The organism is Gillisia sp. Hel1_33_143 (genome assembly GCF_900104765.1).
GTDB lineage: Bacteria > Bacteroidota > Bacteroidia > Flavobacteriales > Flavobacteriaceae > Gillisia.
Genome location: NZ_LT629737.1, coordinates 652,794 through 677,837, shown reverse-complemented (window position 1 = coordinate 677,837; position 25,044 = coordinate 652,794). Strand labels below are relative to the sequence as shown.

The 25,044-nt window shown below is 32.2% G+C and carries 25 protein-coding genes; 8 read left to right on the top strand and 17 right to left on the bottom strand.

Going from position 1 to position 25,044, the window contains the following annotated elements; translation table 11 throughout:
• The 4 genes from BLT84_RS03075 to BLT84_RS03060 all read right to left on the bottom strand — a co-directional run bounded on the left by BLT84_RS03075 (window position 1) and on the right by BLT84_RS03060 (window position 3,411).
• Complete coding sequence (locus BLT84_RS03075) at window positions 1–855, bottom strand: SdiA-regulated domain-containing protein (RefSeq protein WP_091262801.1); 855 nt, start codon at window positions 853–855, stop codon at window positions 1–3.
• 76 nt (window positions 856–931) lie between these two features.
• Window positions 932–1,378 carry a PepSY-like domain-containing protein gene (locus tag BLT84_RS03070; RefSeq protein WP_091262799.1) on the bottom strand — a complete coding sequence of 149 codons (447 nt, stop codon included), beginning with the start codon at window positions 1,376–1,378 and terminating at the stop codon, window positions 932–934.
• Window positions 1,379–1,468: 90 nt separating this feature from the next.
• On the bottom strand, window positions 1,469–2,626 hold the full coding sequence (locus BLT84_RS03065) for a sensor histidine kinase (RefSeq protein WP_231929435.1): 1,158 nt from the start codon (window positions 2,624–2,626) through the stop codon (window positions 1,469–1,471).
• A 107-nt stretch (window positions 2,627–2,733) separates the two neighbouring features.
• Window positions 2,734–3,411, bottom strand: a complete 678-nt coding sequence (locus tag BLT84_RS03060) for a response regulator transcription factor (protein WP_034887598.1) — start codon at window positions 3,409–3,411, stop codon at window positions 2,734–2,736.
• 127 nt (window positions 3,412–3,538) lie between these two features.
• Here BLT84_RS03060 and BLT84_RS03055 point away from each other — a divergent pair, with 127 nt between their 5' ends.
• Window positions 3,539–3,979: a PepSY-like domain-containing protein gene (locus BLT84_RS03055; RefSeq protein WP_091262795.1), complete on the top strand. Its 441-nt coding sequence runs from the start codon at window positions 3,539–3,541 to the stop codon at window positions 3,977–3,979.
• Window positions 3,980–4,440: 461 nt separating this feature from the next.
• On the opposite strand, the gene BLT84_RS03050 is transcribed toward BLT84_RS03055, so the two are convergent.
• From BLT84_RS03050 to BLT84_RS02985, 13 genes are all read right to left on the bottom strand, one after another.
• A complete protein-coding gene (locus BLT84_RS03050; RefSeq protein ID WP_091262794.1) occupies window positions 4,441–5,397 on the bottom strand; it encodes a HipA domain-containing protein in 957 nt (318 codons plus the stop codon).
• A complete protein-coding gene (locus tag BLT84_RS03045) occupies window positions 5,394–5,708 on the bottom strand; it encodes a HipA N-terminal domain-containing protein (protein WP_091262792.1) in 315 nt (104 codons plus the stop codon). The genes BLT84_RS03050 and BLT84_RS03045 overlap by 4 nt, the downstream gene beginning before the upstream one ends.
• Window positions 5,695–5,922, bottom strand: coding sequence for a helix-turn-helix transcriptional regulator (locus tag BLT84_RS03040; protein ID WP_034887605.1), 228 nt, complete (start codon window positions 5,920–5,922; stop codon window positions 5,695–5,697). The genes BLT84_RS03045 and BLT84_RS03040 overlap by 14 nt, the downstream gene beginning before the upstream one ends.
• 519 nt (window positions 5,923–6,441) lie before the next feature.
• Window positions 6,442–7,692 carry a DUF4374 domain-containing protein gene (locus tag BLT84_RS03035; protein WP_157717892.1) on the bottom strand — a complete coding sequence of 417 codons (1,251 nt, stop codon included), beginning with the start codon at window positions 7,690–7,692 and terminating at the stop codon, window positions 6,442–6,444.
• A 17-nt stretch (window positions 7,693–7,709) separates the two neighbouring features.
• Window positions 7,710–10,109 (bottom strand): TonB-dependent receptor, encoded by a 2,400-nt coding sequence (locus BLT84_RS03030; protein ID WP_091262787.1) that lies wholly within the window; start codon window positions 10,107–10,109, stop codon window positions 7,710–7,712.
• 92 nt (window positions 10,110–10,201) lie between these two features.
• Complete coding sequence (locus tag BLT84_RS03025) at window positions 10,202–11,323, bottom strand: PepSY-associated TM helix domain-containing protein (RefSeq protein ID WP_091262785.1); 1,122 nt, start codon at window positions 11,321–11,323, stop codon at window positions 10,202–10,204.
• 544 nt (window positions 11,324–11,867) lie between these two features.
• Complete coding sequence (locus BLT84_RS03020; RefSeq protein WP_091262783.1) at window positions 11,868–12,266, bottom strand: tungsten formylmethanofuran dehydrogenase; 399 nt, start codon at window positions 12,264–12,266, stop codon at window positions 11,868–11,870.
• 175 nt (window positions 12,267–12,441) lie between these two features.
• Window positions 12,442–13,122, bottom strand: a complete 681-nt coding sequence (locus BLT84_RS03015) for a hypothetical protein (RefSeq protein ID WP_157717891.1) — start codon at window positions 13,120–13,122, stop codon at window positions 12,442–12,444.
• Between the two features lie 78 nt (window positions 13,123–13,200).
• On the bottom strand, window positions 13,201–14,226 hold the full coding sequence (gene mobB, locus BLT84_RS03010; protein WP_091262779.1) for a MobB family relaxase: 1,026 nt from the start codon (window positions 14,224–14,226) through the stop codon (window positions 13,201–13,203).
• Window positions 14,226–14,753 carry a BfmA/BtgA family mobilization protein gene (locus BLT84_RS03005; RefSeq protein ID WP_091262777.1) on the bottom strand — a complete coding sequence of 176 codons (528 nt, stop codon included), beginning with the start codon at window positions 14,751–14,753 and terminating at the stop codon, window positions 14,226–14,228. Before BLT84_RS03005 ends, mobB begins: the two co-directional genes overlap by 1 nt.
• 580 nt (window positions 14,754–15,333) lie before the next feature.
• The gene (locus tag BLT84_RS03000) at window positions 15,334–15,783 is read right to left on the bottom strand and encodes a RadC family protein (RefSeq protein WP_091262775.1); all 450 of its coding nucleotides are present in this window, start codon (window positions 15,781–15,783) and stop codon (window positions 15,334–15,336) included.
• 1,105 nt (window positions 15,784–16,888) lie between these two features.
• Entirely contained in the window at window positions 16,889–17,986 is a 1,098-nt protein-coding gene (locus tag BLT84_RS02990; protein WP_091262771.1) for a hypothetical protein, read from the bottom strand.
• 22 nt (window positions 17,987–18,008) lie between these two features.
• Window positions 18,009–18,773, bottom strand: coding sequence for an RNA polymerase sigma factor (locus tag BLT84_RS02985; protein WP_091262769.1), 765 nt, complete (start codon window positions 18,771–18,773; stop codon window positions 18,009–18,011).
• A 512-nt stretch (window positions 18,774–19,285) separates the two neighbouring features.
• Here BLT84_RS02985 and BLT84_RS02980 point away from each other — a divergent pair.
• The 7 genes from BLT84_RS02980 (at window position 19,286) to BLT84_RS02950 (ending at window position 24,927) form a co-directional block, all read left to right on the top strand.
• On the top strand, window positions 19,286–19,504 hold the full coding sequence (locus BLT84_RS02980) for a transcriptional regulator (protein WP_157717890.1): 219 nt from the start codon (window positions 19,286–19,288) through the stop codon (window positions 19,502–19,504).
• A 167-nt stretch (window positions 19,505–19,671) separates the two neighbouring features.
• Entirely contained in the window at window positions 19,672–20,472 is an 801-nt protein-coding gene (locus tag BLT84_RS02975) for a TIR domain-containing protein (RefSeq protein ID WP_172822435.1), read from the top strand.
• Window positions 20,473–20,622: 150 nt separating this feature from the next.
• Window positions 20,623–21,507 (top strand): LysR family transcriptional regulator, encoded by an 885-nt coding sequence (locus BLT84_RS02970; protein WP_091262764.1) that lies wholly within the window; start codon window positions 20,623–20,625, stop codon window positions 21,505–21,507.
• Between the two features lie 76 nt (window positions 21,508–21,583).
• A complete protein-coding gene (locus BLT84_RS02965) occupies window positions 21,584–22,504 on the top strand; it encodes a YeiH family protein (RefSeq protein WP_028284075.1) in 921 nt (306 codons plus the stop codon).
• 297 nt (window positions 22,505–22,801) lie between these two features.
• The gene (locus tag BLT84_RS02960; RefSeq protein WP_091262762.1) at window positions 22,802–23,338 is read left to right on the top strand and encodes a DUF6252 family protein; all 537 of its coding nucleotides are present in this window, start codon (window positions 22,802–22,804) and stop codon (window positions 23,336–23,338) included.
• A 238-nt stretch (window positions 23,339–23,576) separates the two neighbouring features.
• Window positions 23,577–24,242, top strand: coding sequence for a hypothetical protein (locus BLT84_RS02955; RefSeq protein WP_091262760.1), 666 nt, complete (start codon window positions 23,577–23,579; stop codon window positions 24,240–24,242).
• A gap of 157 nt (window positions 24,243–24,399) precedes the next feature.
• Window positions 24,400–24,927 (top strand): DMP19 family protein, encoded by a 528-nt coding sequence (locus BLT84_RS02950; protein ID WP_091262757.1) that lies wholly within the window; start codon window positions 24,400–24,402, stop codon window positions 24,925–24,927.
• The last annotated feature ends 117 nt before the right edge of the window (window positions 24,928–25,044 follow it).

The following is a 25,044-nucleotide window of genomic DNA, read 5'->3' as shown; positions in this document are numbered from 1 at the left end:
TTAATTTTTCTTTAAAATAACCTCTAGAATGTTGGCTGGGTTACTCCCTGCCTCATTCGATATGAAGAGTCTGCCGGTAGGAGTAAATGTAAGACCTTCCGGTTGATTAAATTTATCTTCATCTAAAGCGTATAATTTTTTAAATTTTCTGTTCTTATCTAATATGAGCAGCTTGGGATCTTTAGCGTCTAAAATATATATCTCACCGGTTATAGGGTGAATCTCAATGTCTGAAGGTCTCAATCTTTTACTTATATTATTGCTAGAATTTTCCAGTAACTTATCCTTCATATCAAGTTTAATAAAGGGGTTTTTATTTAATTCTTTAGTTTTTAAATTAAAGGAATATACCCCTTTATAATCATCACTACCTGATTCTCTATCTTTAATGGCTAGTAAAAGCTGATGATGAGCTAGATCCAGACAAAGTCCTTCGACATTATTAGAAGCAGTTAGGAAAGTTTCAAACTTTGAGATATTTGGATGATTCTCCATAAAATTGAGAATTTCGAAAATAGTACCATCACTTCTCAACGCGTATGCATTTTTTTCATGTATTGCTAGACCTTCATAATCTCCTTTGTCAGCAAATTCTATTTTCTTCTCAATCTTGGATGTTTTTAAATTATAGATAAATAGGATCCCATCTTCATCCTGAATTCCCGCAATTTTATTTTCGTCAATCCATTCTATTCCTGAAATTTCAGACAAAATTTTGGGAAGTTCCCATGTGGATTCGATCTGATAGGAATAATCTTTATTCTGTGTGAAAGTTCCTTTTCTCTCAAATGAGAAAATTAATCCTCCCACCAAAATAAGTACTCCGAGTATAATTGATAAAACAGTCTTGTTCATAATTGATAATTTTAATTAAAAAAATCGCTTTATAAATAGGCATTTATAAAGGTTGATATTTCTTGTAGCTACTAGATTAATCAAAATATTTTATCTGTGGATTTTGATCTCCAGTTGAATTAAAAATCAGTTTTTCGTCCATTAGGCTTCCATCAATTTCTATCTGGTAATAAGTAATTTTTCCAATTTTTAGAATTTCATAGTCATCAATTTTTCTCATATCATAATTAGTCTTGATGGTGTTATTCACAGCTTCTGGTAATTGGGAAGACAAGATTTCATACTTATATTTAATCAAGTTACCATCCCTCGCAATTATGGCGGAATAATCTATATTTTTATATTCAAAATCTACTTCATACTTATCTTTAAATTCCTCCCATCTAATATCTATTGCTTCTGGAAATTCTCGCTGAAAAGTATTTAATACCACAGAAGGAGTTTTCACATCAGGACTATCATTGTAATTACAGGATATAAGGATTCCTGCTAAAATCACTGTCATTAAGATTCTTCGTTTCATATTACAGATTTTAAAGATTACCGCAATATCAAACTGAAATCAGGAAAGAACCTGGAATTTATCTTGTAAGATTATATTTTGGGAAGAAATTTAGGATTTTGGAAATACTACTTTGAAAATGTGTCTTTCATCAAAATAATATTCTAATTCTAGATCGTATTCATCAGCTATGGCTTTAGAGATTGCCAAACCAAGACCATTGGAATTTTTACTGCTTATTTTATAGAAACGGGTAAATAATTTCTCTTTTTTCAAGGCTTCTTGTGTAGATAAGTTAGAGATTCTTATCTCTTGTTTCTCAATTTCAATATTGATCAGACTTCCATTTTCCCCATAAACAATTGCATTTTTAATGAGGTTGGTGAATAGAATGACTGCCAGGTCCCTATTCATTTTAAAAACGATGTTTTCTTCGGATGTTATTATACACTCCATTTGTTTGTGAGCAGCAAAATCTGAAAAATCCTCAACCACTTCTTGGATAATTGAAATGATGGATACCTCTTGTACATAAAGGAATTGTCGATTTTCAATCTTACTTAATAGCAGCAAGGATTTATTAAAGCGGGTCAAACGCTCTAAATTATTCAGTACCTGGGCGATTTGCACTAATTCACTTTCGCTTAGATCATAGTTTTCAATATATAATTCTAACTTATTGATACTAATAGCCAACGGAGTCTGCAATTCGTGGGAAGCATTTTCGATGAACTGCTTCTGACCTATAAAGCTATCTCGGGATTTTTGCAGGAGGACCTGAATTTGTTTATTCAATAAATTAAACTCTTCAATTGAAGTTTGCTGAACCTTTATATTTTCATCCTTTTCAATATTAAAATTTTTAAGCTCAGTGATAAGTTTGTAGAATGGGTTCCAAATTTTATTGAGGACAATATTGTTCAAAAATATTATTGAAATTATTAAACCTAAATATAGCCATAAGAGTGAGTACAAGAGATCTTCTATAAGATCGTCTTCTTCGACCATCGAGGTAATAACTTTTATCTTGTAATATTCATAGTTATGTTTAAAAACACTTTCCAATAGCCTTACTGGTTCAAAATCCTCTTCATTATGCATATACATCAAAGTGTCTCGGTAGTGATCTTTGATATTATTAGCATGTTCGGATTTGATTTTTTTGAGCGTATAATAACCATCTCCAAAGTCATTTTTCTCTTCAATAGAAATATTTTCTACTGCACGACGAATCACTAACATTTTTTGATTTTCTAAACCATCGTCCATACTATCGTATATTTCATCCAGCATGGCATAATAAAATATGACCGCCCAAATTGAAAGAAGAACAAATAAGATTATTGCAAAATATCTGGTAGTATAATTTAGTAATTTCATAAACTTATCAGTTTATATCCAATTCCATAAACTGCTTTTATTTCAATGTCAGCCTTATATGTATTAAGCTTTTTTCTTAAATTCTTTATTTGGGAATAAATAAATTCAAAATCATCACTTTGGTCTATATAATCTCCCCAAACATGCTCTGCAAGTGCAGATTTATTTACCAACCTGTCTTTATTTGTGACAAGGTATAAGAGAATGTCAAATTCTTTTCTATTAAAACTAATTTCGTTATTATCAATAAATACCAGATGTTTATCAAAATTGATAGACACATTAGCAATGTTCAGAATATTATATCCATCAAATTTTTTGCGTCTTAAAACAGCATTTATTCTTGCATGTAATTCTGCAATATGAAAAGGCTTTGGCAAATAATCATCTGCTCCCAGATCCAGTCCTTTAATTTTATCATCTAAAGAATCTTTAGCAGAAACTATAATTACGTTATCTGATATTTCTTTATTTTTAAGCTCCTTTAGAATTTCAAGTCCGTTGCCATCTGGCAGAGATATATCAAGCAAAATACAATCATATTCATATACACCAATTTTGGAAAGTGCATCATGATATCCATCTGCAGTTTCTACTACAAAATCTTCTCTTTCCAAAGAATTTTGCATATTCTCTCGCATTTCCTGCTCGTCTTCTATTATAAGTATTTTCATATTCGGTGATAAAGGTTAAAAATACGAGCTAATTCTAGAAAGATTTGGGAATTTCAATTTTATTATAAGTTCCTAATTTCTTCCAGTTTTGGCTTCTTTCTTTGAATCAAATTAAAAAACAACTATTATGAAAAATTTAAAATTAGCTGCTCTTACCTTATTTGCAACTGTGGCAGTAAATGCGCAAGACTTAAAAAATAACGAAGTTCCAAGGGATTTAAGACTAAATTTCGAAAAGGAATTTGTCAATGCCACAGATATAGAGTGGGAAAAACAAAATGATCTCTACAAAGTAGAATTTGATATAGCTAGAAAAGAAAATGAAATTTGGTATGATGCTTCCGGAAAAACTATAAAAACGGAAAAAGAATTAAATGAAGCAGAACTACCACAAGCTATCAAATCTAAAATTAGTACTTCTTATTCTTCTTTTAAAATTGAGGATATAGAAATGAAGGAAGAAGCGGGTAAAATTACTTACGAAGTTGAATTAAAAAAAGGTTGGAACAATGAAAAAATGTTAATTTTTGATGAAATTGGTTCCATTATTAAAGAATATGAGGATTAAAGAACTTACATTAATATTAAATGTATATAAGCTATCAAAATTTATTTGATAGCTTCATTTGTTTGAGAGAAGATTATAGGAGCTTGTACTTTATGTGTTTTCCTTATTAAATTATTCTTACGGATGAATATAATTTTTTTAAATATCTCTTCGTACAATGGAGGTGACTATTTTTTATAAACTGGAATAGCTATGTTTATACAACAATTATAATTATGATCTATCAAATTAATCGCCTTCATAAATGCTACCACTTACTAAATCGAAAAAAGGAGCGGGTATGATATGTAAATTTTATTAATTATTAAAGATAAATTTTAAATAGAGGTATTTTTTAATTGGAAACTCGAATAACATTCTCATTACATGTTATAAAAAGTCAGGTATTTCTGTTCGAATGAAATAAGCGATTATAACTATAAAACAATCTATTATTGAAGATATGCGTAAATCAATATATATTAGTCAGTCGTTCTTAAATTTATTTCTGTTGATTTCTGGATTATTAGTTTTTTAAAATTTTCTTTTCTTTCGTTTGAAAGAAAACTACGCTCAATCAATTCTTTCCACTCACACATACCTCTCCCAATTCGCTTCCAAAGATTATCAATTGCCTTTTCTGGGATATGTGCTTTTAACATAGCTTCATTAAAATCATTCTGCCTTAGTTTTCGCTTTTTCCCGTTAAGTGTTAGCGCTAGATCTTCATCATCTTCTGGCATTAGTAGTTTTACAGCAAGAATGTCATAGGCCGGTGCCAATTGATATGAATTGGTTTCTGTAGATATCAAAGAAAAGTTCTTTAAGTGCATATCATTATTACCAATTAGGTAAGATACTATTACCTGTTCATAAAAATGCACTACGTCCATCAATCGATTTCCATTATACTTTAAGATAGCTCTGGCAATTTGTTCATATGAACCTCGATATTTATGTTCTGTAAGCCGTTCAGTAAATTGGCAGGCATCTTCCATAGCATATTTATTGTTTTTCAGATCCCGATCGATTCTACGTGTAAGGTATGCGAGCTCTCCATCTTTCAAAGGAATTAGTAAGAAAGGAACTGTTGCAATTCCACAAGCCTGAGCCATTAACATCGATAATGCCTCTATTTCCGGCATTTGAGGATACTGTGAATAAGGTGGTTTTAAAATATATTTACCATCCAATGCTCCTACTATGGTTAATCTTTTATTTTCTTCTTTGTTAGTGAACCCTAATGAAAGTTTTGGCTGCACACCGGGTACCGTTATACGTTGTGAGATATTTTCTTTGGCTAGTTTTTCCAGTTCTAATATTGAGAAGTTTAATTTCAATACAGGAGTTTCATTTTGCCAGAAATCTGCAAGACATTTAGGATGATAAATTATATCATCCTTTTTTAAGGGCATAAAACAGGCTAAACAATTTTTCATAACGGTGTCACACTTATATTGCCTATACAATCTTTACAGGTGTCCATCAGTAATCCCATACGATCACGTGGATTTAATTTCCAGTTTTTTTGAGCGATATTTAATAACCAACCTTCTGGTATTAAACCATCAAAAAATGGAAATAAATATTCGGCTTTAAAAGGTTCTTTTTGAAGTGGCAATGTCAAACTAACAGGTTTCTTAACCATACTATCTAAATAAGTCTTTTCATACTGAAAAAAATATCCTTCCTCATTTTCAGATAGTATTCCAGCTAATAAATCGTCAATAAAAATTTTAGCTTTTCTCATTTGTTATAGGCTGAGGTTTCAAAGTAGCACCAAAAAAAAGCAATACCTGATTTACTTTATCAGTCATTAAATTGGGCTTACCTTGTTCTAGGTCACGAACAAAACGCAGCCCTACTCCCGTCAGGTCGGACAGCTCTGTTTGGGTCATTTTACTCGCTTTCCTCTGTTTTCGCAAATATTCGGCAATAGGATTGCTGCGATTCCATTTTTCCATTAATATACCTTTACGGGTGCAATATAATAAAATTATCATGTTTTATACCTGAATAGGTATATTATTTAATTTTTTTAAGAAATTATACCCAATGAGGTATATTCTAATAGTTTTGATTAAATCCTACTGAAAAATATCTCCGAATTTTTCAGAGCTGAAAAGCGATTCGTAATAATGAAAAAGTCAGTAGCCGTGAAAAAGAGATAAATTGCAATGAAACTATTCCTATTGCAAAAAATAAGTGCAGATTTGACGACAACTTAAAACTATTTAAGTAATAACTATTCCTTTATCTATTCTTTGGAGTGTAATATAAGGTAGGTAGAAAGATACCATGGTAAGATAAGAGTACAATTTTTATTCAATGGTCACCCCAAATTCACTATAACTTACTCTATGCTTAATTTCTGTTGGGTGTAATTAAGGGCTAATTAAGTATTAAACGCTTTTTTTTCATAAATATAAAACGCGCATTCTAGTTAAAAGAATACGCGTTTTTTAATTAATTTGCTAATTCACTTATCTTAAACGTCCTATTCCACCGACGAATGAAGCTTCTACTGTTGCTCCTTTAACAGCTGTTGCAGTACTAATATCTGTTTGGTAAATATTTACAGTACCGTTAGCATCAGAAATTGAGGTATATACTTTTCCTTCTTCTTTAAAAGCTGCAAAACTGCGCCCGCCGTTTCCGGTAAATTCCGGCGCACCTTCGACAAGAGAAATAGTTTGACTTGTAAGATCTACAATTGCTAAACGCAAGTTTGTATCACTCCAACGATTATCTATTGTATGTTCTGCAACAGTTACGGCTGCAAATAATTTATTATTTCCAATATAAATAGCATGAGCAATACGCCCTCCTGTCATAGCTTCGCTTGTATTGAAGAAATAATCTGGGTCAAAAGAACTGGTACCTGCTGTAATTCTCAAGATTCCAGCGGGCTTAGTCGATTGGCTATATCCATTTGTAAAGCTAGAATTTGAAATAGTATATAGATCACCATTTTCAGCTTTAAAAATACCGCTTCGCGTATTAAAAGCACCTGCTGGTCCTACACGAGTATCTGTAATTACTTTTTCAAACTCAAAGCCGGGGTAGCTATAAATTGCTACATATTGTGTATCAGTATTTTTGGTTTCGTAAGTAGTGGCATTTACAGGGTAAAAGGTTTGATATAATTTCCCTCCGCTTATCTGCATTCCAGTATGAAAAATCCAATCTTGAGTAATATCATACACACTGCTAAATGGAATGTTGGTGATATTGTTTTTTGTATTGGAGGCAATATCTACCGTATAAAACTTTATGTTTTCACCCATAGTCGGACTTAAAGGAGAAGAAATACCAACCATGGTATTTCCATTTCCATCCACGTCTTGAAATCCGTCTACTTGAGAATCGAAAGTAAGGCCAGATTGAATATTTAGTGTTCCATCTTCAGAGGCTGTAATGGTATTTACATCGGTAACACCTAATCCACCAATACTATAAAATGTATCTCCCCCTTGCGCATAATCCCTATAACCTTCTTGCAAAGTTCCTTGACCTTCCAAGGAGATAACTCCACTCATTAAATCATCTGTTTCAATTATATAATTAGTGGTTTCAGTTGAAGTGGTAACACCCAAACCTAAAACATATAATTTTTCAGAAGTTTCTGGATTCCCATCAGGATCAGTAGCAACATCATCATCACTGCTACAAGCGGTGAACGCAATTAAGCTAATGGCTAGCATTGATCTAAAAATTGTTTTTGTTATATTCATAGTATGCATTATTTATATTAAAAGATTGATTTGTCTAAAAAGTATCGAAGATTAATAAAAAAGAATCTTCCTGGTTTTTGCAAGAGATAATTATCATATAAATCTTCGTTGCTAAGATTTTTTAACTCAAGAGATATATTAAACTTGCCATTAAGCAATTCATAAGAAGCACTTATGTTATGGGATAATTGAGTAGGAATATTGTCCTGATTATTAGAACCTAATTGATTTGGAGTTAAAAAATATTCATGAACATAGTTTAAGGAGTATCCAATATTAAGCTGATTTTTAACCTCTACATTTTTTTTAGGGAAAGTATAGTCTAAATTAAAATTCCCGTACAAATATGGGATGTTCGGAACGCGGAAACCATAATTTAAATTTGGAGAGATCGTAGTGCCTTGGAAATTAGTGCTTGTTAAAAATTCTTGTTTGTCTATAAGACTTTGGTAAGTGAAATTGGCACCTGCTTTTAATTGATTTTTGTAGCTATAATTTATTGCAACTTCAACTCCATTGGTAGATACATCTCCCAAATTAACATATTGTCTATCTACTGGCTGAGACTGAGATTGATCTAGACGAATAAAGTCTTTCGACTTTCTAAAGAGGTAATTAGCATCTATTGCTAAGATATTATTTGATTTAATATTGAATTCATATTTTGCTCCAATATTAATATTGTCACTGGTCTCGGGTGTGAGGTCGGAATTACGACGTGTATAAAGTCCATCCCCTAACAATTCCGATGCTTCGGGTAAACGGTAGGTGTGTTCGTAAGAAATTTTAGCTTGCAGCTTAGGCATTATGAAATAAGTGGCCGCAGATCCATAACCAAAGTTATTGGCATTTGTATTTGTTTGCTGATAGTTTGACTCTCCAGTATTATTGGTATAATTTTCAAAAGACTCTGCTTGTAAGTAATAAGCTTTAGCGAAGGCAGTTCCGGTAAATCGCTCATATTTTGCTTGATATGCAAATCCTAAAATATGCTTTCTTAATTTTTGTGGAAATAAAAATGTGATATTGTCAGGATCTTCTTCATCACTAGATTCACGATTGAAATCGGATACTAAATAATTTAAAGAGACTCCATGGTGATTGTTAATTTGGTATCCCAGATTTGTAGTTACCAGTGCTTCTCTATCCTTATTTACTAGTTGCGTACGATTTAATTCAGCACTTGTTGTAGGTTTTGTTTCCTGAAGCCAATTGTAACGGACTCTGGTAGTATCTATGAATTGATTACGAACATTATTATATGCTCCATAGAAGCTTAGATCTAGACCATCTATAACTATATTTTTCTTGCTATACTTTAGAGTAGGAATAAAAGCTCGAGAGTTTGCTGTACGAGCTCCAAATACTTGATCCATTGTTACCCCGGTTTGAATATCCTTTTCATTTCCTGAAGCGATAAAACCAATAAGTAGTTTATCTGCATATGATTTTCCGGTTATACCAACTTCTATATTTGCTGTTGCTGAAGCATACTTGTCGTGAAAACGTTCTACTTCTTGTTCTTCCATTCGTTGACCTGTTTCTAAATCTATAGGTTTAACCTTTACTTTATAATTATTATCAGAATAATTATAAAAGGTAATTGCGCGCGCAGTAAAACCGTTTTCAAGATTTGTGTAAGCAAAATTTAAGTTGGCACGATGCGTATTAAAACTCCCATATCCATAAGAAACATCTAAATAATTTGGGTTGGTTCGCGTAACTATATTTACCGCACCACCTAGGGCATCGCTTCCTAAATTAATTGGCAAGACTCCTTTATAAACTTCAATACGATCTGCAAGATTTACAGGGAAATTATTTAGTGTAAGGGAGGAACCAAAATTGTCTATTGGGATTCCATCTAAAAAAAACTTAACCTGTCTTCCAGAGAAACCATTAAGTGAAAATGTGAAATCAGATCCTAAACCACCATTTTCACGCACTCTAACTCCGGAAGTTCTATTTAGTACATCATTAATATTGGCGCTCGTGTTATATAGTTCTTCAGCCTTAATTACGTTTATGGCATAAGCTTCTTCACGTTTTAGACGAACTTTACTTTTAGATTTCAAGCTTATTTCGTCTAGAGCAGAGGGATCTTCATTAAGAATAATATTTAAGGTTTGTGTTTCCCCTTTTTTAAATGTAATCGTTTTTATAATACTTTTAAATCCTAAATAGGAATATTCTATTTCATAAGTTCCCTCAAAATTCCCTTTTAAAACATAGTCTCCATTGCTGTTTGCAGAGGTTCCTTGATTTAGATCAATGGCTATTACATTAGCACCATATAAAGGGGTTCCATAGATATCAACAATTTGCCCTTTTAAAATTTCATTGTCTGTTTGCCCGAAGATATTAGCCGGTATAGATATAAATATTAGACTTATGAAGGAGAGAATAATTTGACGCACTATTTATTATTTTAATTTATTCTAAATAAGAATAGGGCGCAAAACTACAAGATGATTATAAGGTAAACAAGAAAAATTTTAAAGAATTTTATTTATTTGTTAGATCTTCCATACCACACTAATACTCCCGTAATAGGTAAGGAGGCTATGAAAAGACTGAAGAAAAATACAAGTATTTTACCTGGAAGATTGAAAAACTGACCTGTATGCAGTCCATAATTCATTTCTTGAAGTTTTAATCCCAAGCTTTTATCTTTGTAATATTTACTGGAAAGTAAAACACCACTTGTATTGTCAAAATAAAAATTAGATTGATGGTCGAATTCCAAAGATTCAGGATAGGCACCAGTCATAATTGGCATTCCTATTCCTTGCTCCCAAACGAAATACATTCCGCTAGCCGGTGCTAATCTTTGAGTTTTTGTAAAGGCTAAATCAATAGCCTTAGCTGTTGATTTCTTATTAGTTTTTTCAAAAGTGGGAACAGCCTTCTCAAGTTTTTCGTTATTGTTAATATTACCAAGTGTAAAGAAACTATCATGAACCCATTCATATGTAAAACTCAAACCTGTGATGGCTATTATTATAGCTGGAAATATTAAATAAAATCCGATTACCCTATGCAAGTCATAATTTTTTCGACGCCATTTTGCGTTCCACTTTATTTTGAAATTCTTTGAAGCATGTTTTAATTTCTTTGGCCACCATAGAATAAGTCCTGTCACAAGCATTACAAGAAATATTATTGTTGAAACACCTGTCACTTGTTTTCCTATAGGTTCTGGTAGTAATAGAAAGCGATGTAAGTTTTCAACAAGCAAGAAGAAATCTGTATCTAGATTTTGGACATGCGTTATCTCAGCGTTATAAGGGTTTATGTAAATATCATACGGAATCTCATTGATCATTATGGATACAGTTGCAGGCCTGTTGCTATTTTGGTAAACAACCATATTAGCCTCGGAATCTGGAAAACTTTTTTTTACATTATCAAAAATAATAGAAGGGGCAATAAATGGTTTATTTAATGCTTCCACATGTCTCCATTCATAAATAACATCCTTGATTTCATCTTGAAAAACATAAATACAACCAGTAATAGACATAATAAAAACTACAATTCCAGATAAAAGACCTAACCACAGATGTAATATTCCAGCATAACTTTTCCACTTGTTTTTCTGCCTTTTTTTTGACTTAAATGTTTTTCGCATCGAATTATAATTCTTCTAATTTTGAACTATGAATAATGCAAAGGTATTATTTATAATCATTTTAAATAATGTTGAAGCTAATTCTTGTAATAGAATTTTAAATTGAGTCAAGGATATTAAAATTTTATATCCTTAAATCAATAGTTGGAGTCGATTTTCACCTTGCTCTAAACTCAGGAAATTATTCACTAGAGTGAATATATTTATTTAAGAAAGCCGTTCAGTAGATTGACACTTAACCTCCAGAGGATAATAAAAATTACTTTGTCCCCTATCAACTAAGAGATTTGCGAGCTCCTCATTCAATGAAAGCAGTAAAAAAAAAAATTATTACAAGACTTTAACTTTTGTAGATCTTTCGCATTAATAATATGCAGTATGTCTATGATATGCAGACTTAAAATTAAGAAATTGGTATTCAATTATATTACTACAAACGGCTGATTATAAGAGCTCTCAAGTAATTTTTCATTATTATAGCTTTTAATAGAGCTCGGTGAAACAGCCAAATATTCGTTTCAACATAAGTCATCTCGTTTTTATACTATTTTTCAATAATTTCTTTAAGTTTATTCAAAGCTTTAGGAAAAGTATTTTTGAAAAAATCAATAAAATCTTCCATAGCATCTACTTCAATTGTCACTGTAGTAAGACCATTATTTTCATCAAAATAATAATTTTCAAATCCACCTGTCCATTTTTCAACTTTTGCACCTTCAATAATTTCTTTATCCCCATCTAAAATCCCGTAATGGCGAATGGAAACAAACTTGAACGGAATATTTTCTGCAATTTCCGATACCATTCCACCCTTTTTACCATTTTTATCCGTTCCAACAAAGTATATTTTTGAATCTTTTTTCCAGTTTCCTATATAAGTGGAGGTAGGATTAAAGATAGAGGTCCACTCCTCATAGGTTTTAATATTTTTAATTCCCAGCATTGTATTGTAGACAGCTTCAGCGGATGCATTTTAATAATTAATACTTGTATTTAGTTTTAATTTACATGGATTTCGATAGGGAAGGGAAGATGCCTACAAATTTTACGTCCCGTAGTTCAAGTAAAATTATAACGACTGATCTAAAAAAGACATATTAGCAGTTCCTTAATTTTTCTCACAACGGCTCCCCATAGTTTTTATTTCTATTAGTACGCAAGTTGTCTCTATTATGGGACGGCTCACTAAACTTCTGGTTATTTTTTATTTCTTCAGCTTTAAGCATCCAGTTTCGGGCACAGGCTTTCCAGTCTATTATCGAATTTCTGCCATTTAATTTCCAGCCTATGGATTCATAAAAATTAAAGAATTTTTTTGCTTCCAAGGAGCTTCTTTTTTCAGCTTTAAAATAGGCTAAAACCACTTGTTCATTTTTTGGACATGTTTGTTTAAAAGAGTTTATAATATGTTTATTCTTATGTTTATTAATAGTAACCAATTTTTGGACAACCACCTGTTCAGAAATTGAACAACCCTTGTTCATTTTTTGAACAACTGTTATATCAAATCTGAACATCTCTATGATGGAACCAAGGTTAGAATTATGGGAAGAATGGTATTGTAGATATTCCCAAGTTTTTAAATCTTGCAACAGTTTGAGATAGGTTGTTCTGGAGCGTATTTTTGCTAGTTCCATCACCTGTTTGCTATTTACCATAAATGTTTGTGGAAAGTGTTTCTGGTTCCAAAGTTCAAAAAAGGCCAGGTAGAGACTCCGGTGGGAAGACGTAATTCGGTCGTCCTTGGCAAACATACGCAAGACTGCATTTAGATGAAGTATGTAATTGACTTCGCTCACTTTTTTATATTTTAAAATTTATATCTCTTAGTAGGGATCTTACCTTGAAAACAGAATTGAGCAGCATATAAGATGTTTTTAATAGCCAATAGAACTTGCTTTAAGACTTACTTCAATTATTCTTTTTAGTTGTTTAAAAGCGATCCCAGCTGTACTGGTAGGAAGATGTAATACTGGTAATTGCAAGCCTGTTTCCCGGATCATCTTAAAGGCGATCTTTTTCTCATTGACCCCAAGACTTCTTAAACTTAAAAAATATTGCTTTGGATCTTTGCTGAGTATCTTGCGAGCAGTATAGCTTTCCACATAATTACGGTTATACTGAAACATCTTATCAAATGCTTTTTCTGAACTCTGAAAGAAACGATCCCTTTCAAAACCTCGTTTTATCATTTTACCGTGCATCTCCACTTCTGAAGCTTTGTATTTGCTACCCGGAGATAGACTGTAAGAATTAGAGGCGTCTTTTCTACTAACGATAATATGGATATGACTTTGCAAGCCTTCTTTTTTCATTCCCGGTTCAATCACCTGTCCTTGAAATTTATACGGCGCATCGCTGACCAGCTTATGGATATCATTTTCTAGTTGACGGATATTCCCGGAAATTTCCCCGCGCTCTACTTTCCGCAGCTCATTTTTAAGATGTGCTATTTGATTACTGTAGGGTTTATTTTCCCGAATTGCTATATCGTTACTTTTATAAGTACGTTCCTGTTCAATCTTAGCGAAATATTTAATATCATCTACGCCTATGGGTTTCCCATTAATTTCCCTGTTGAAAGAACCAGCATACTCTTTCATGGCCTCCCGGACAAACTCCCGGAGTTTTTCTGAATTGTTATGAATGTGTTTTAACTCGTATTTACTTGGATTTATGGTAATGGAATAATATTTAGGTTCCTTGAGTTTTAATTTGGAAGTATTTTCATCGATCTCTTTGATTACCTGATATGGATAGATTTTATCTTCGTATTGATCAAAAAAGTATTCCTTATCCATAAGGCTTTTCCCCTGGTTTTCTTTTTCGAGATAGCTCACAAAATCACCTGCACTTTGCGAGTAAGCGCCACCTAGTTTCTGAGCAGAGATTGTGATATACATTATGATCTACGTTTTATGGCTATTTTAAACTCTTCAAATTCTGTGGGAGAGATGTTTAGTTTTAGATAATCTGCACCAAAAGTGTTCGCCTTTACTTCCACCTTTTGTAGCAAATATTCTAGATCTTGTTTGGTTGCTTTTAATACTTTTTCGAGTCTGGAGATTTCCAATTCCAATTGTTCTAAACTTTTCTCATTAAAAGAGGAACTTGTATTCTTTTCAACTAATATGGATTTTGAAATGGAGCGTCCCTCCATGAGTAATTCCAACATGAGAAAACCAGGTTTGGTTTGGGTCTTTTCAATATTTTTTAAAATAGCAATCACAGCATCGATCCTTTTTTTGATCAGGGTTTCCAAGCTCACTTTTGAAGGGACTAAAGTCTCAAAAGGGGAGAGGTTATTTTTCTCAAAAAAATCAAGGATCAGATCTAAAGTTTCTGATTGATTGCTGTTGTTTTTCTTAGAAAACTCCCGGAATCTATTGGCAGTTTTTGATTGTATCTGAAGTCTGGATTTTGTTGTCATGGCTACTATTTTAATAATTACTGGCTACAGCCTTTCTTGTTTTACAGGTCCTTCCGAACGGATGTATCCAGTAGGTTGGATACTTTTTTAATTTCAATACTCTGCAAATCGCCCAAAAACAGGGGTTTTTAAAGAAAAGGAAATCGAAAAACATCGCCCGGCGTGTTATCCTCTTGCTATTCGATTTCGTCCCGCAGGCGGGACAAAATTTTCATACCTGTTGGTCAAAACCAACTGCCTTTTTAAAGGATTTCAAAAACTATTTTCATTGCTTAAAATGCTCCTAATTGAAACTCAAATTTTGTTATTATCCCAATTTTGGACTGGAGAAATCAAGCCTTTTTAAATTACGAATTATCCTTATTCGATTTAAGTGAGCAAATCATTTAAACTGATATCATTTGTTCTTAATTACCATCAATTCATACATTTATTGGAAATAGAAAAATTTCAAACGGCAGATTTTCAAGTTTTGCAGCCAAAACTTGATCAGAATTTTATATGTCAGATAACTGAAAAATTAGAAAAATGAAAAGGTGATCTAAAGAGACCACCTTTTTAAAATTGAGACAAAAAAAGTTTAAAGTATCCCTTCATCTGCGAAGGAAAAATAATCGCCAGCGGGGGTAAGTATCAAATGATCTAAAAGCTTTATATCTAAAAGGCTACCTGCATTTTTAATTTTTTGGGTCAGGCATTTATCTGCTTCACTAGGCTTCAAATTTCCTGATGGATGATTATGCACTAAAATTACCGAGGTAGTCAGGGATTTAAGGATCACTGCAAACAAGATGCGAACGTCAACCAGCGTTCCTGTAATTCCTCCGTTGGACACTTCAAAAACCCCTTTCACCTTATTGGAATTGTTTAAAAGCAACACTTTAAAACATTCCTGCAAGCCTATACGGTCTTTATCCCAACGACTAAATAATAGCTCACTGGCACTAAGTGAAGAGCTAATTTTAGGGGCATCTTTCATTTTAAAATTGCCCTGGTATTTTATTGAAATTTCATTAACTTTCGTGTTCATGATTAATCATTTTAAAGGATTGATAATGAAAAGAGGGCGATACTTTGAACGGGACGCCCTCTTTGTTTTTAAAGGTTAGGCATTAGAAAAATTTTTGATTTCGGGAGTATTTTCTAAATCCCCCATTAGCTGAACTTTGTTTTTGATCATACTCATAATGTTAAGTGTTATGGTCGTTTGACAGACCTGATTAATAATTGAATTACTTTTTTTATCCGGAGCTTTCCTTTTTTGATTTTTTGTTCTGATTGAGGATATGTATTTATGTATTGATCTCATGATATTCTTAATTGATTTACTTCTTACAGAGCCGTATGCTATTTCCTTTTTTGATGCAGATACAGATTCAGGATATAGAATTAGAGAGGGCTTATAAAAGGAAGGGCGCAGCCGACCGGCTTATGCAGCCCGGCTAACTTCTATATTCTGGTATTTCGCATATAGAAAAAAGGAATAGATGGGGTGGAGTAGAAGTTGAGGGAGAAGAAGGGGGATTTAATATGAAGCTTGCTAAAATCAGAATATGTTGAAGATGTTCATATTTACAGGAACGCCGTGTGATGGGAAGTTGAATTTAATTTAGATCCATCCTCTAATTATTTATTTTACTAATTCCATCCGTTCATAAGGAAATCAAGATATGAATCTGAATTAGACGAACTCCAGCAAAAAGCTTTGCATTAGACTGAAGCGTTCCGATATTTTCTTCGGATTAGCGTAAGGGAGATCAAAATTTTTGTTGTTGTTCAAGATCTTTTTAGAGAAGCGCTTTTCCCGGAATGAAGCTTTTGCGAAATGAAGTGGGAATGTGCTGAACGGTTACTTACTATTGCTATTGAATAGGAGTCTTTACAATATCTCCATAAAAACTTTCTCTCAGGAAAATAGATGAATTATATGTATGCATGGATTCATTTCACTCCATTTAAAATGTAGTGTCATCTTTAAATTATATTTAATCACTCTACAAGACGGTTTTACCGTTATCGGTTTTGGGAAATATTAATTATAAGTTTCACTCACGCGTTGTATATGCTAAGCGCATTTAGTGAGTGTGCAATTCACCTCACCTTACGGGTGTACAAGCACCCTCGATAATTAATTCTTAATCTATGATAAGCTCTATACCAGATTTTTCTGCTTTGTATTTTATCTTGGTCATGAGATCATAATAACTCCAGTTCCTAAGTACAAATGCTTCCTCTTTAGCTATTTCCAATTTTTCTTGTTGATTCAATAAAATAAGAGTTCCTGCCTTATGTTTGATACAGAAGTCGATTAGCTTTCTGCTATAAACATGCAGTCTATTATGAACATAATTCCGCTCTGTATCACAAAATCTGGCTAAAGCTTTGGTCTTTCTTATACGACCTTTTCCAGATTTAGAATAGGTAACTCCTTCTCGGGTTCTTTTTTGTGCGGCCTGTATGGCCAGTCTTCGGTAGAGGAATTCTTCTTTTGTTCCAATGGTGAGTTTAGCACTGCCAATTTTCACGGCAATTGGATATTCTAAGGACAACGAAGCTTCGGCGATCACTTCTGGTTTAAGGACGTGTTCATCTTTTTCAAATTCAAAGACCGCTAACATAAAGATCTTACCATCTTTTAATTGGATATGAGAAGTCCGTATTTTGATCTCTCCACTTGCAACCTGCTGCATCAGTTTTCTCTTGTCATAATAGTCTTTTCCTAAATAGGTTTTCATGGGAACGGAAAAAAGCCGAAAACAAAATGCATTCTTTTCCGTATTATATTTCAATCCGCATACTCCTTCCATATCAAAGGGAAAGGCCATATCTCTCCTAAAATTATTTATGGAACGTTCCCCGCACCAGTATTCTTGTCTGTTTTTCTTAAAAGAACTCAGGATGGTACTATTTAAGTTGGTTAGAATGTTAGTGGGAATTTCCCCTTTAAAGCGATCTGAAATCATTCGATAGGTACAGTTGATCCGGGATCGGGTTAGAATTCCCTGTTCATCTTTTTTTTGATCTACCAGTTTATACTTAATTTCTTCAGTTAAATAAAAGAAGTCTTCAACCATCTCCTGAACATATAAATGAGAAACAATAAGGTTAGCTGCCCGATAACAACGGTTACGCCATAGATATAGCTTATCCATCGCCTCCTTTCGTTCTTCGCTGGTAGGAAGGTCGATAAGGAGTTGGATCTTTCGGGTCAATTTCATCGTATCTTTTGCCATCTCAAACCGGTTCTAATTGGTGTTACTGTACCTCCTGCATCAGCTTATAAGCTTTAATAAATGCTGTATGTACTTCCTTTTGAGAAATATTAAGTTCATTGGCGATTGAGGTAAAGGAATAGTTGTGTTTACATCGCAGCTCTAAAACCTTTTGTTGTTCTTGGGTAACCTGAACCTTATTATCACATTTTAATTTAAATGGCTGATGTACCTCAAGGACATTATTTTGGTTAATGATGTTCTTAAGATCTTGGATAGTTTTGCTTACCTCATTACGAGTCTCAGTAATACCTGTACCCATTAGCTTAGCTATTATTTTATAGCGGAATTCATATTTTAAACAGAGTTCAATCAGTCGTTTTCTATCAGGTTGGAGTAGGGGTAATACTTTGATTATTTGATCAAAATCTTCCTGTTGATTTTCCTGATCTTTCCAGTTTTGTGCATCTTCCTTCGGATCATAGCCGGCTAAATAATCTTGGTAGTTATCATAGCTTTCTAAAGAATTTATATTCTCAAAGAACTTACATTGAGGACTAGTATAATAGGAGTAACATTCCCTTTTCATCACCATTCGTAGAAAGAAAAAGAGATGTTTTTCTGACTCGATCTTATCGCGGTTCGCCCATAACTTTAAGAAGGTGTCCTGCACTAAAGATTCTACTACAAAATCATCATTGATTATTCTTTTTCCCAGCCAATAGACCATCCGACTATATCGGGCGTGAATATGCACCAGCGCTGATGAATCACCAACTTTTAATAGTTCATAATTATTATCCCGCATAATAGAACTCTTTTGAATTATGATATAATCATTAAAATTTAATTGCACAGGTTTTTACCTGCGATTACAGCATTATGTAGGGAATTAAGCTGTGGCTATTAAGAAAAATCCAGAAATGGATATATCCAATAGCTATGCGAGTTCTAAAATTTTCTAAAAGAAGAAGCTTTGAAATTGTGCTGAGAAGAAGTGCCTCTTTCTACAAGTAAAAAGGCGTGGTAACTCAACTTACCGACTTAGGGTACTGGTATACCTTGCAACGATAAGAGAGCCCACGCCCCGGGTCGTGAGCATCCTTGCTTATCATCTCGTTGCATAAAATTACCAGTTTTAAAGTCGAGATTCAAAGCGAAATGCTTCAAATATTTTACTTAAAGAAGTTTCGCAAATATAATATTATCAGGTAAATATAATAAAATATTTTATTATTCGGATTTTAATCCGAACTTTTTAATGATTGTTCCATTTTATTTGTAAAGATGGTAGACAGAAATCTTAAAATAGTTGAATTTTTGAAGAAGAAATGGATTGATAATATTAAGAATAATAGCGAGTTTGCGAAAAATCATAATATTGATGAGAAAACAGTCCGTTTAATAAAAGAAAATAAAGATTATCATACCAGTTTAGAAACTATTGAAAGTATTTGCGAAGCGGAAAATTTAAATTTATCTCAGTTCTTCAAAGAGGTAGAAGAAATGTTTCCTGAAGTTAGAATGGATCACCAATAAAATTAGATATATCTTACCTCTTCATTAGATATTTAACCAATACTTTTAAATCCTACATTAGATTAATTGTTCACTTCTAAAAATGATGAAAACCTGCGCTTATCCCGGAACATTCTGGAATAAATAAGTATATTGTTTTAGATAAAACAAGTTGTACACAACCAGATATGAACAAAGAAAAAATATTAACATTAATTGATCAAGCTACAAATTCTTTTAATGAGATTCATTTACTTGTAACTGAGAAAAAATTCTTAGAAAATCAAAAAGAACTTTTATCGGAAAATCAAAATTTAGCAGCAGAAGCAATAGGTGCGCTCGAACCTATCTTTGAAAACAATATTTATAATGAAAAAGAATTAGCTAAAGCTAAAAATATATTTAGAAAATCATTAACTATTAATGACATGTTTGGTTCGAATATCCTTTTAAATGCAGTATCTGAACTGAAAATTGCACATTCAAAGGTTAAACATCATTTATCAGACAATAAGCCTAAATTTTCAGCTAAAAATTCTGTTGACACTCCACCAAATAGTGTGTTTATTGTTCATGGACATGATGAACTTGCGAAAATTGAAACTGCTAGATTTATTGAAAAACTAGGTTTAGAGGCTATTATTCTTCATGAAAAAGCGAGTTCAGGAAAAACTATTATTGAAAAAATTGAGGAATATTCAAATGTTGGATTTGGAGTTGTATTGTATACCCCTTGTGACCAAGGAAGTCAGAGAGATGATTATGATAATTTAAAACATCGCGCCCGACAAAATGTTGTATTTGAACATGGGTATCTTATTGGTAAAATTGGTAGAAATAATGTGTGTGCATTAGTTAAAGGAAATGTAGAAATACCTAATGATATCTCTGGTGTTGTATATATACCGTTTGAAAATGATTGGAGATTTGATTTAGCAAAGGAGTTAAGGAATAGCGGCTATTTAATTGACATGAACTTAGTAGTATAAAATGGCTGTGTACAACATCGGTTAAGCGCAAATAGCGGGCAATCTGGTGAAAAGTGCTATTTTAGACATCAAGTAAAAAACAACTAAACCGACAAGAACGCATCCCTACTCCCACAACTTGCCTTAACCAAGACCGTTGTACACAAGCTGATGAAAACCAAGTTACATATATTCAAAATTGTTGCTAAACATTTAAGCTTCACAAAAGCTGCCGAGCAATTGTATATTTCACAGCCTGCTATATCCAAGGCAATTAAAAATTTAGAGCAAGAATATAAAACAACGTTATTTATTCGAAAAAGAAACTCGATAGAAATGACCAAGGAAGGAAAGTCATTTCTTATATACGTTAATAAAATTTTAGCTATCTATTCTGAAATGGACGAACAGTTTCTACATAAGAAAGAAACCTTCCCAAAACTAATAAACTTCGGAGTAAGCACAACCTTGTCTAACTACATTATACCTAAAATAATTGCGAAGTTTAGAGTAAAATTTCCTGAAACAAATTTTAACATAATCAGTAATAATTCTGAAAATATTGAAAATTTAATTTTGAATCAGGAAATTGATTTCGGAATTACTGAAGGAAGTATTTCGAATCCAAAATTACAATTTGAAAAATTTATTAAAGATGAAATTGTCCTCGTAACCAATGTTAATAATAATTCTTTTAAAAAAGGAAGTATCGATATCGAAAAGTTGCAAAGAATTCCAATGATTGAACGTGAAAAAGGTTCTGGAACTAAAGTAATTATTAATAAATTTTTATTGGAAAATAATATCAAAAAGCTTAATGTAGCAGTAACTTTAAACAGTACTGAAGCTATTAAAAATTATTTATACAATTCTGATGATTATGCACTTCTTTCAATTAGTGCTATCACTGAAGATTTGTTAAATAATAAACTCAAAATTATAGATATTAAAGATTTAAGTATTGAAAGGTGGTTTTATTTTGTAAAAAGAACAGGTTATCTTTCAAATACCGTGGAATATTTCGAAAAATATATTCGGCTTAACTATAACTTTTAGTTATCTCAAACAACTAATTAATTTGCTTAAAGGTTATTAATTCAATCTACTTTTGTATCAAATAATACTAAATGATATGAAAGAGATTTTTTCAAAAATAGTTTACTTCCTTATAATTATTATTGCCCTTTTAGGCATTATAAACAGTCCAACTGCATTGTTACTTGGTTTTGTATATACACTTATTTTCAATAATCCGTTTAAAGCATACAGTCATAAAGCAATTCATTATTTTCTAAAAATTTCGGTTGTAGGGCTGGGCTTTGGGATGTTTATCAAAGAAACTTTGGAAACAAGTAAAGAGGGATTAAGTTTAACTATATATTCAATATTTTTAACCGTATCGTTAGGTTTGTTGTTAACAAGACTTTTGAAGTTAGATTTAAAACTAGGTCATCTAATTACATCTGGAACAGCAATTTGTGGTGGAAGCGCAATTGCTGCAATTTCCCCAGTAATTAAAGCTAAAAGTAAAACTATAAGTATTGCTTTAGGTATCGTATTTCTATTAAACTCTATTGCGTTGTTTGTGTTTCCTGCAGTCGGTCATTTTCTAAATTTAACACAAGAACAATTTGGCTTATGGTGTGCTATTGCTATACACGATACAAGTTCGGTAGTCGGAGCTGCGCTAGGTTATGGAGACGAAGCCTTGAGAATAGCAACAACAGTAAAACTATCTAGAACTTTGTGGATTATCCCTTTATCAATTTTTTCAATGTTTCTATTCAAAACAAAAGGAGAAAAAATAAAAATTCCTTACTTTATTGTTTTATTTATTATTGCGATTATTATTAATAGTTACCATATTTTACCTGAACCAGCTACTAATTTTATTGTATTAATGGCTAAACGATTATTAATAATAACATTGTTTCTTGTAGGTTCTACCATTTCTATAAAAGATTTGAAATCTACAGGAATGAAACCCATTGTATTCGCACTAACTTTGTGGATTTTTATTTCAATTTTTTCATTAATATATATATTGAACTAAAGCCAGTGTACAACACCGTATAAAATTAATTGCTAGTGCAAGCCTACTTACGAAAATCCTCGCGTATTTGCAATTCGGTTATTATTTGCTAAATTAAGTGCTTAAACAACGCAACTAATCTTATACAAAACCGTTGTAAACAAGGGCTCCAATAAAATCACAACAGAAAACATAAGCAAAATTCAACGTTGGAAAATTTAAAACTTGAAAATTAGTGTTACGATATACTCAAAACTCTTGTATGATTAAGAATAATATGAAGACTTCAGAATTGAAAACTAAGTAAAATATAATGATATGAAAACAGGTATTTATTTGATCTTACTTTCTTTTGTTTTGACAATTAGTTCCTGTTCCAAAAAGGACAATTGCGACAACCCCGCAGATTGTTTGCCGCCAGAAACGCAAACTGGAGTTGGGACTTTCGGTTGCTTAATTAATGGGAAGGTTTTCGAGACGGGAGGTAGCCAGCTAAGTGGTCCCACACAGCAGGCATACTATAAAATACTAAATGGCTATTTTTATTTTGGATTGAAGGGAATTAATAAGAATACAAATCAACTAATCGCAATATTTGGAAATAAAATAATTCTTAAAGAGAAGGAAACCTATTCATTAGAAAAAGAAGGAGAAATATCATTTAACGCAAATTATATTTTAAATGGAGGATTACTTATATACAAAACTTCTGGAATTCATAAAGGCGAAATTAAATTCTCAAAATTTGATGAAATAAATGGAATTGTTTCAGGTACTTTTTGGTTTGATGCCATCAGTGAAGAGGGAGAAACTGTGGAAATACGTGAAGGCCGTTTTGATATGAAATACAATTAACACTTCTAATATACTTTTAAAATTAACCTTAGTGGATTTAAAACCTTTGAAAATTTTGTAGTAGTCGCCCCAGTTCACAACAACGGTTATCACAAATAACGGGTTTTGTCGAAAAAGTGTATTTTAGTATCCTAAGTATGTAAATATTTAAACCGACAAGTCCGCATACCTACTCCCGCAACTTGTGTTAACCGAGACCGTTGGGCATAATTATACACAAAATTGCATTTTAAACGAGATGAAGAAATTCTTTAATAATCAATATATAAGTAATATAATAATTGGTTTAATATTTCTCATAATACCTAATTTAGTTCCATTAATTAATAGTAGGATTAACAATGAAAGCTTTGCTGAAGAATTTGAAATATTTTGGACTTATAAAATAGATTTATGGCTTTATGTTGTGACAATTTTCCTTTTAATTTTAGGACTTTTTACTGTTCACAAATTATTGAATAATAAGAATAATTATAAGTATGATCCCGAATCAATCACAGTAGACCGTCAATTATTTCAAAAAATTCAAAAAGATTTTCTGCGACAAGATGGAATTATCTATTGGCTAAGAACTCAACACTTCGGTTCGGCATTTTTAGATAAATATATGACTCCTTTGATAAAAATCGAACACGAAAGCTTTAAATCAGATTTTGAATTTCTAAATCCAAAATTAGAATCACTAAAGAAAATAATGGTTCAGGATATTAAACACTTTAATGAGTCTTTAACGACAAATACTTTTGGTCATGGTCGAGATGGTCAATCTGTTCCTCCAGAATGGAGATATGAGCAAAAAGAACGCTATGAAAATGCCGTTGAGGAATTAAACAAATTAGCAGATGACATTTGCAATAGTTATGACGATTTTATCCGTCAAGGTAGAAAAATACTAAAAGTATAACTAAGCCCAACAACGGTTATCACAAATAACGGGTATTATCTAAAAAGTGTAATTTAGTATCCTAAGTAAGAAAAGAACAAAACCGACAAGAACGTGTCCTTACTCCACGCCACTTGCGTTAAACAAGACCGTTGTAACACATTAAAAAAATCTTTCATTGAAGAAAATTTTAGTATTTATATCGTCATTATTCTTTGCCAACGCAAATGCGCAAACTGAATTTGATTTGGAAAAAGTTTTGAAAATTGAAAGGCGTGATATGATTGTTATGAAAATTGACATTTATCTGAATTCAAAATCTGAATATGGCGAGAATATCGAAAAACTGAATCCTTCCCAAAGAACTTTTCTCTTCGTGGAAAATTTAGAGCGTGAAATAAATAATGGCGGATTTAACCAATTCTATTTTAATTCAAGCGGAGATTTTAGTCAAGAAACTGTAAATGCTCTTTTTGAAATTGGTGCGGAAAAAACAGCGGAAATTGTAAAAAAGGCAAACTCTGAATTTAAAAACGGAACTGTTCCCAAAGACAGAACTGAAAGACAAAATGAACTGGAATTAATTGAAGAAACAGCGGAGGAAAACTGGAACAAATGCGATTCAGAATTTTATGAATATCAAGATAATTTGACCGAATTATTAATGGCATTTGTAATTAAGAACAAATCGGAATTTAAAAAATAACGTGTTACAACACCTTATATAAGCTATGGCTTGGTCAGTCCATACTTGGAAAATCCTGCGGATTTTCCTCTGGCAAGTATCTGTTTGGAATCGTCCGTAATAAACCCACGCCACAGC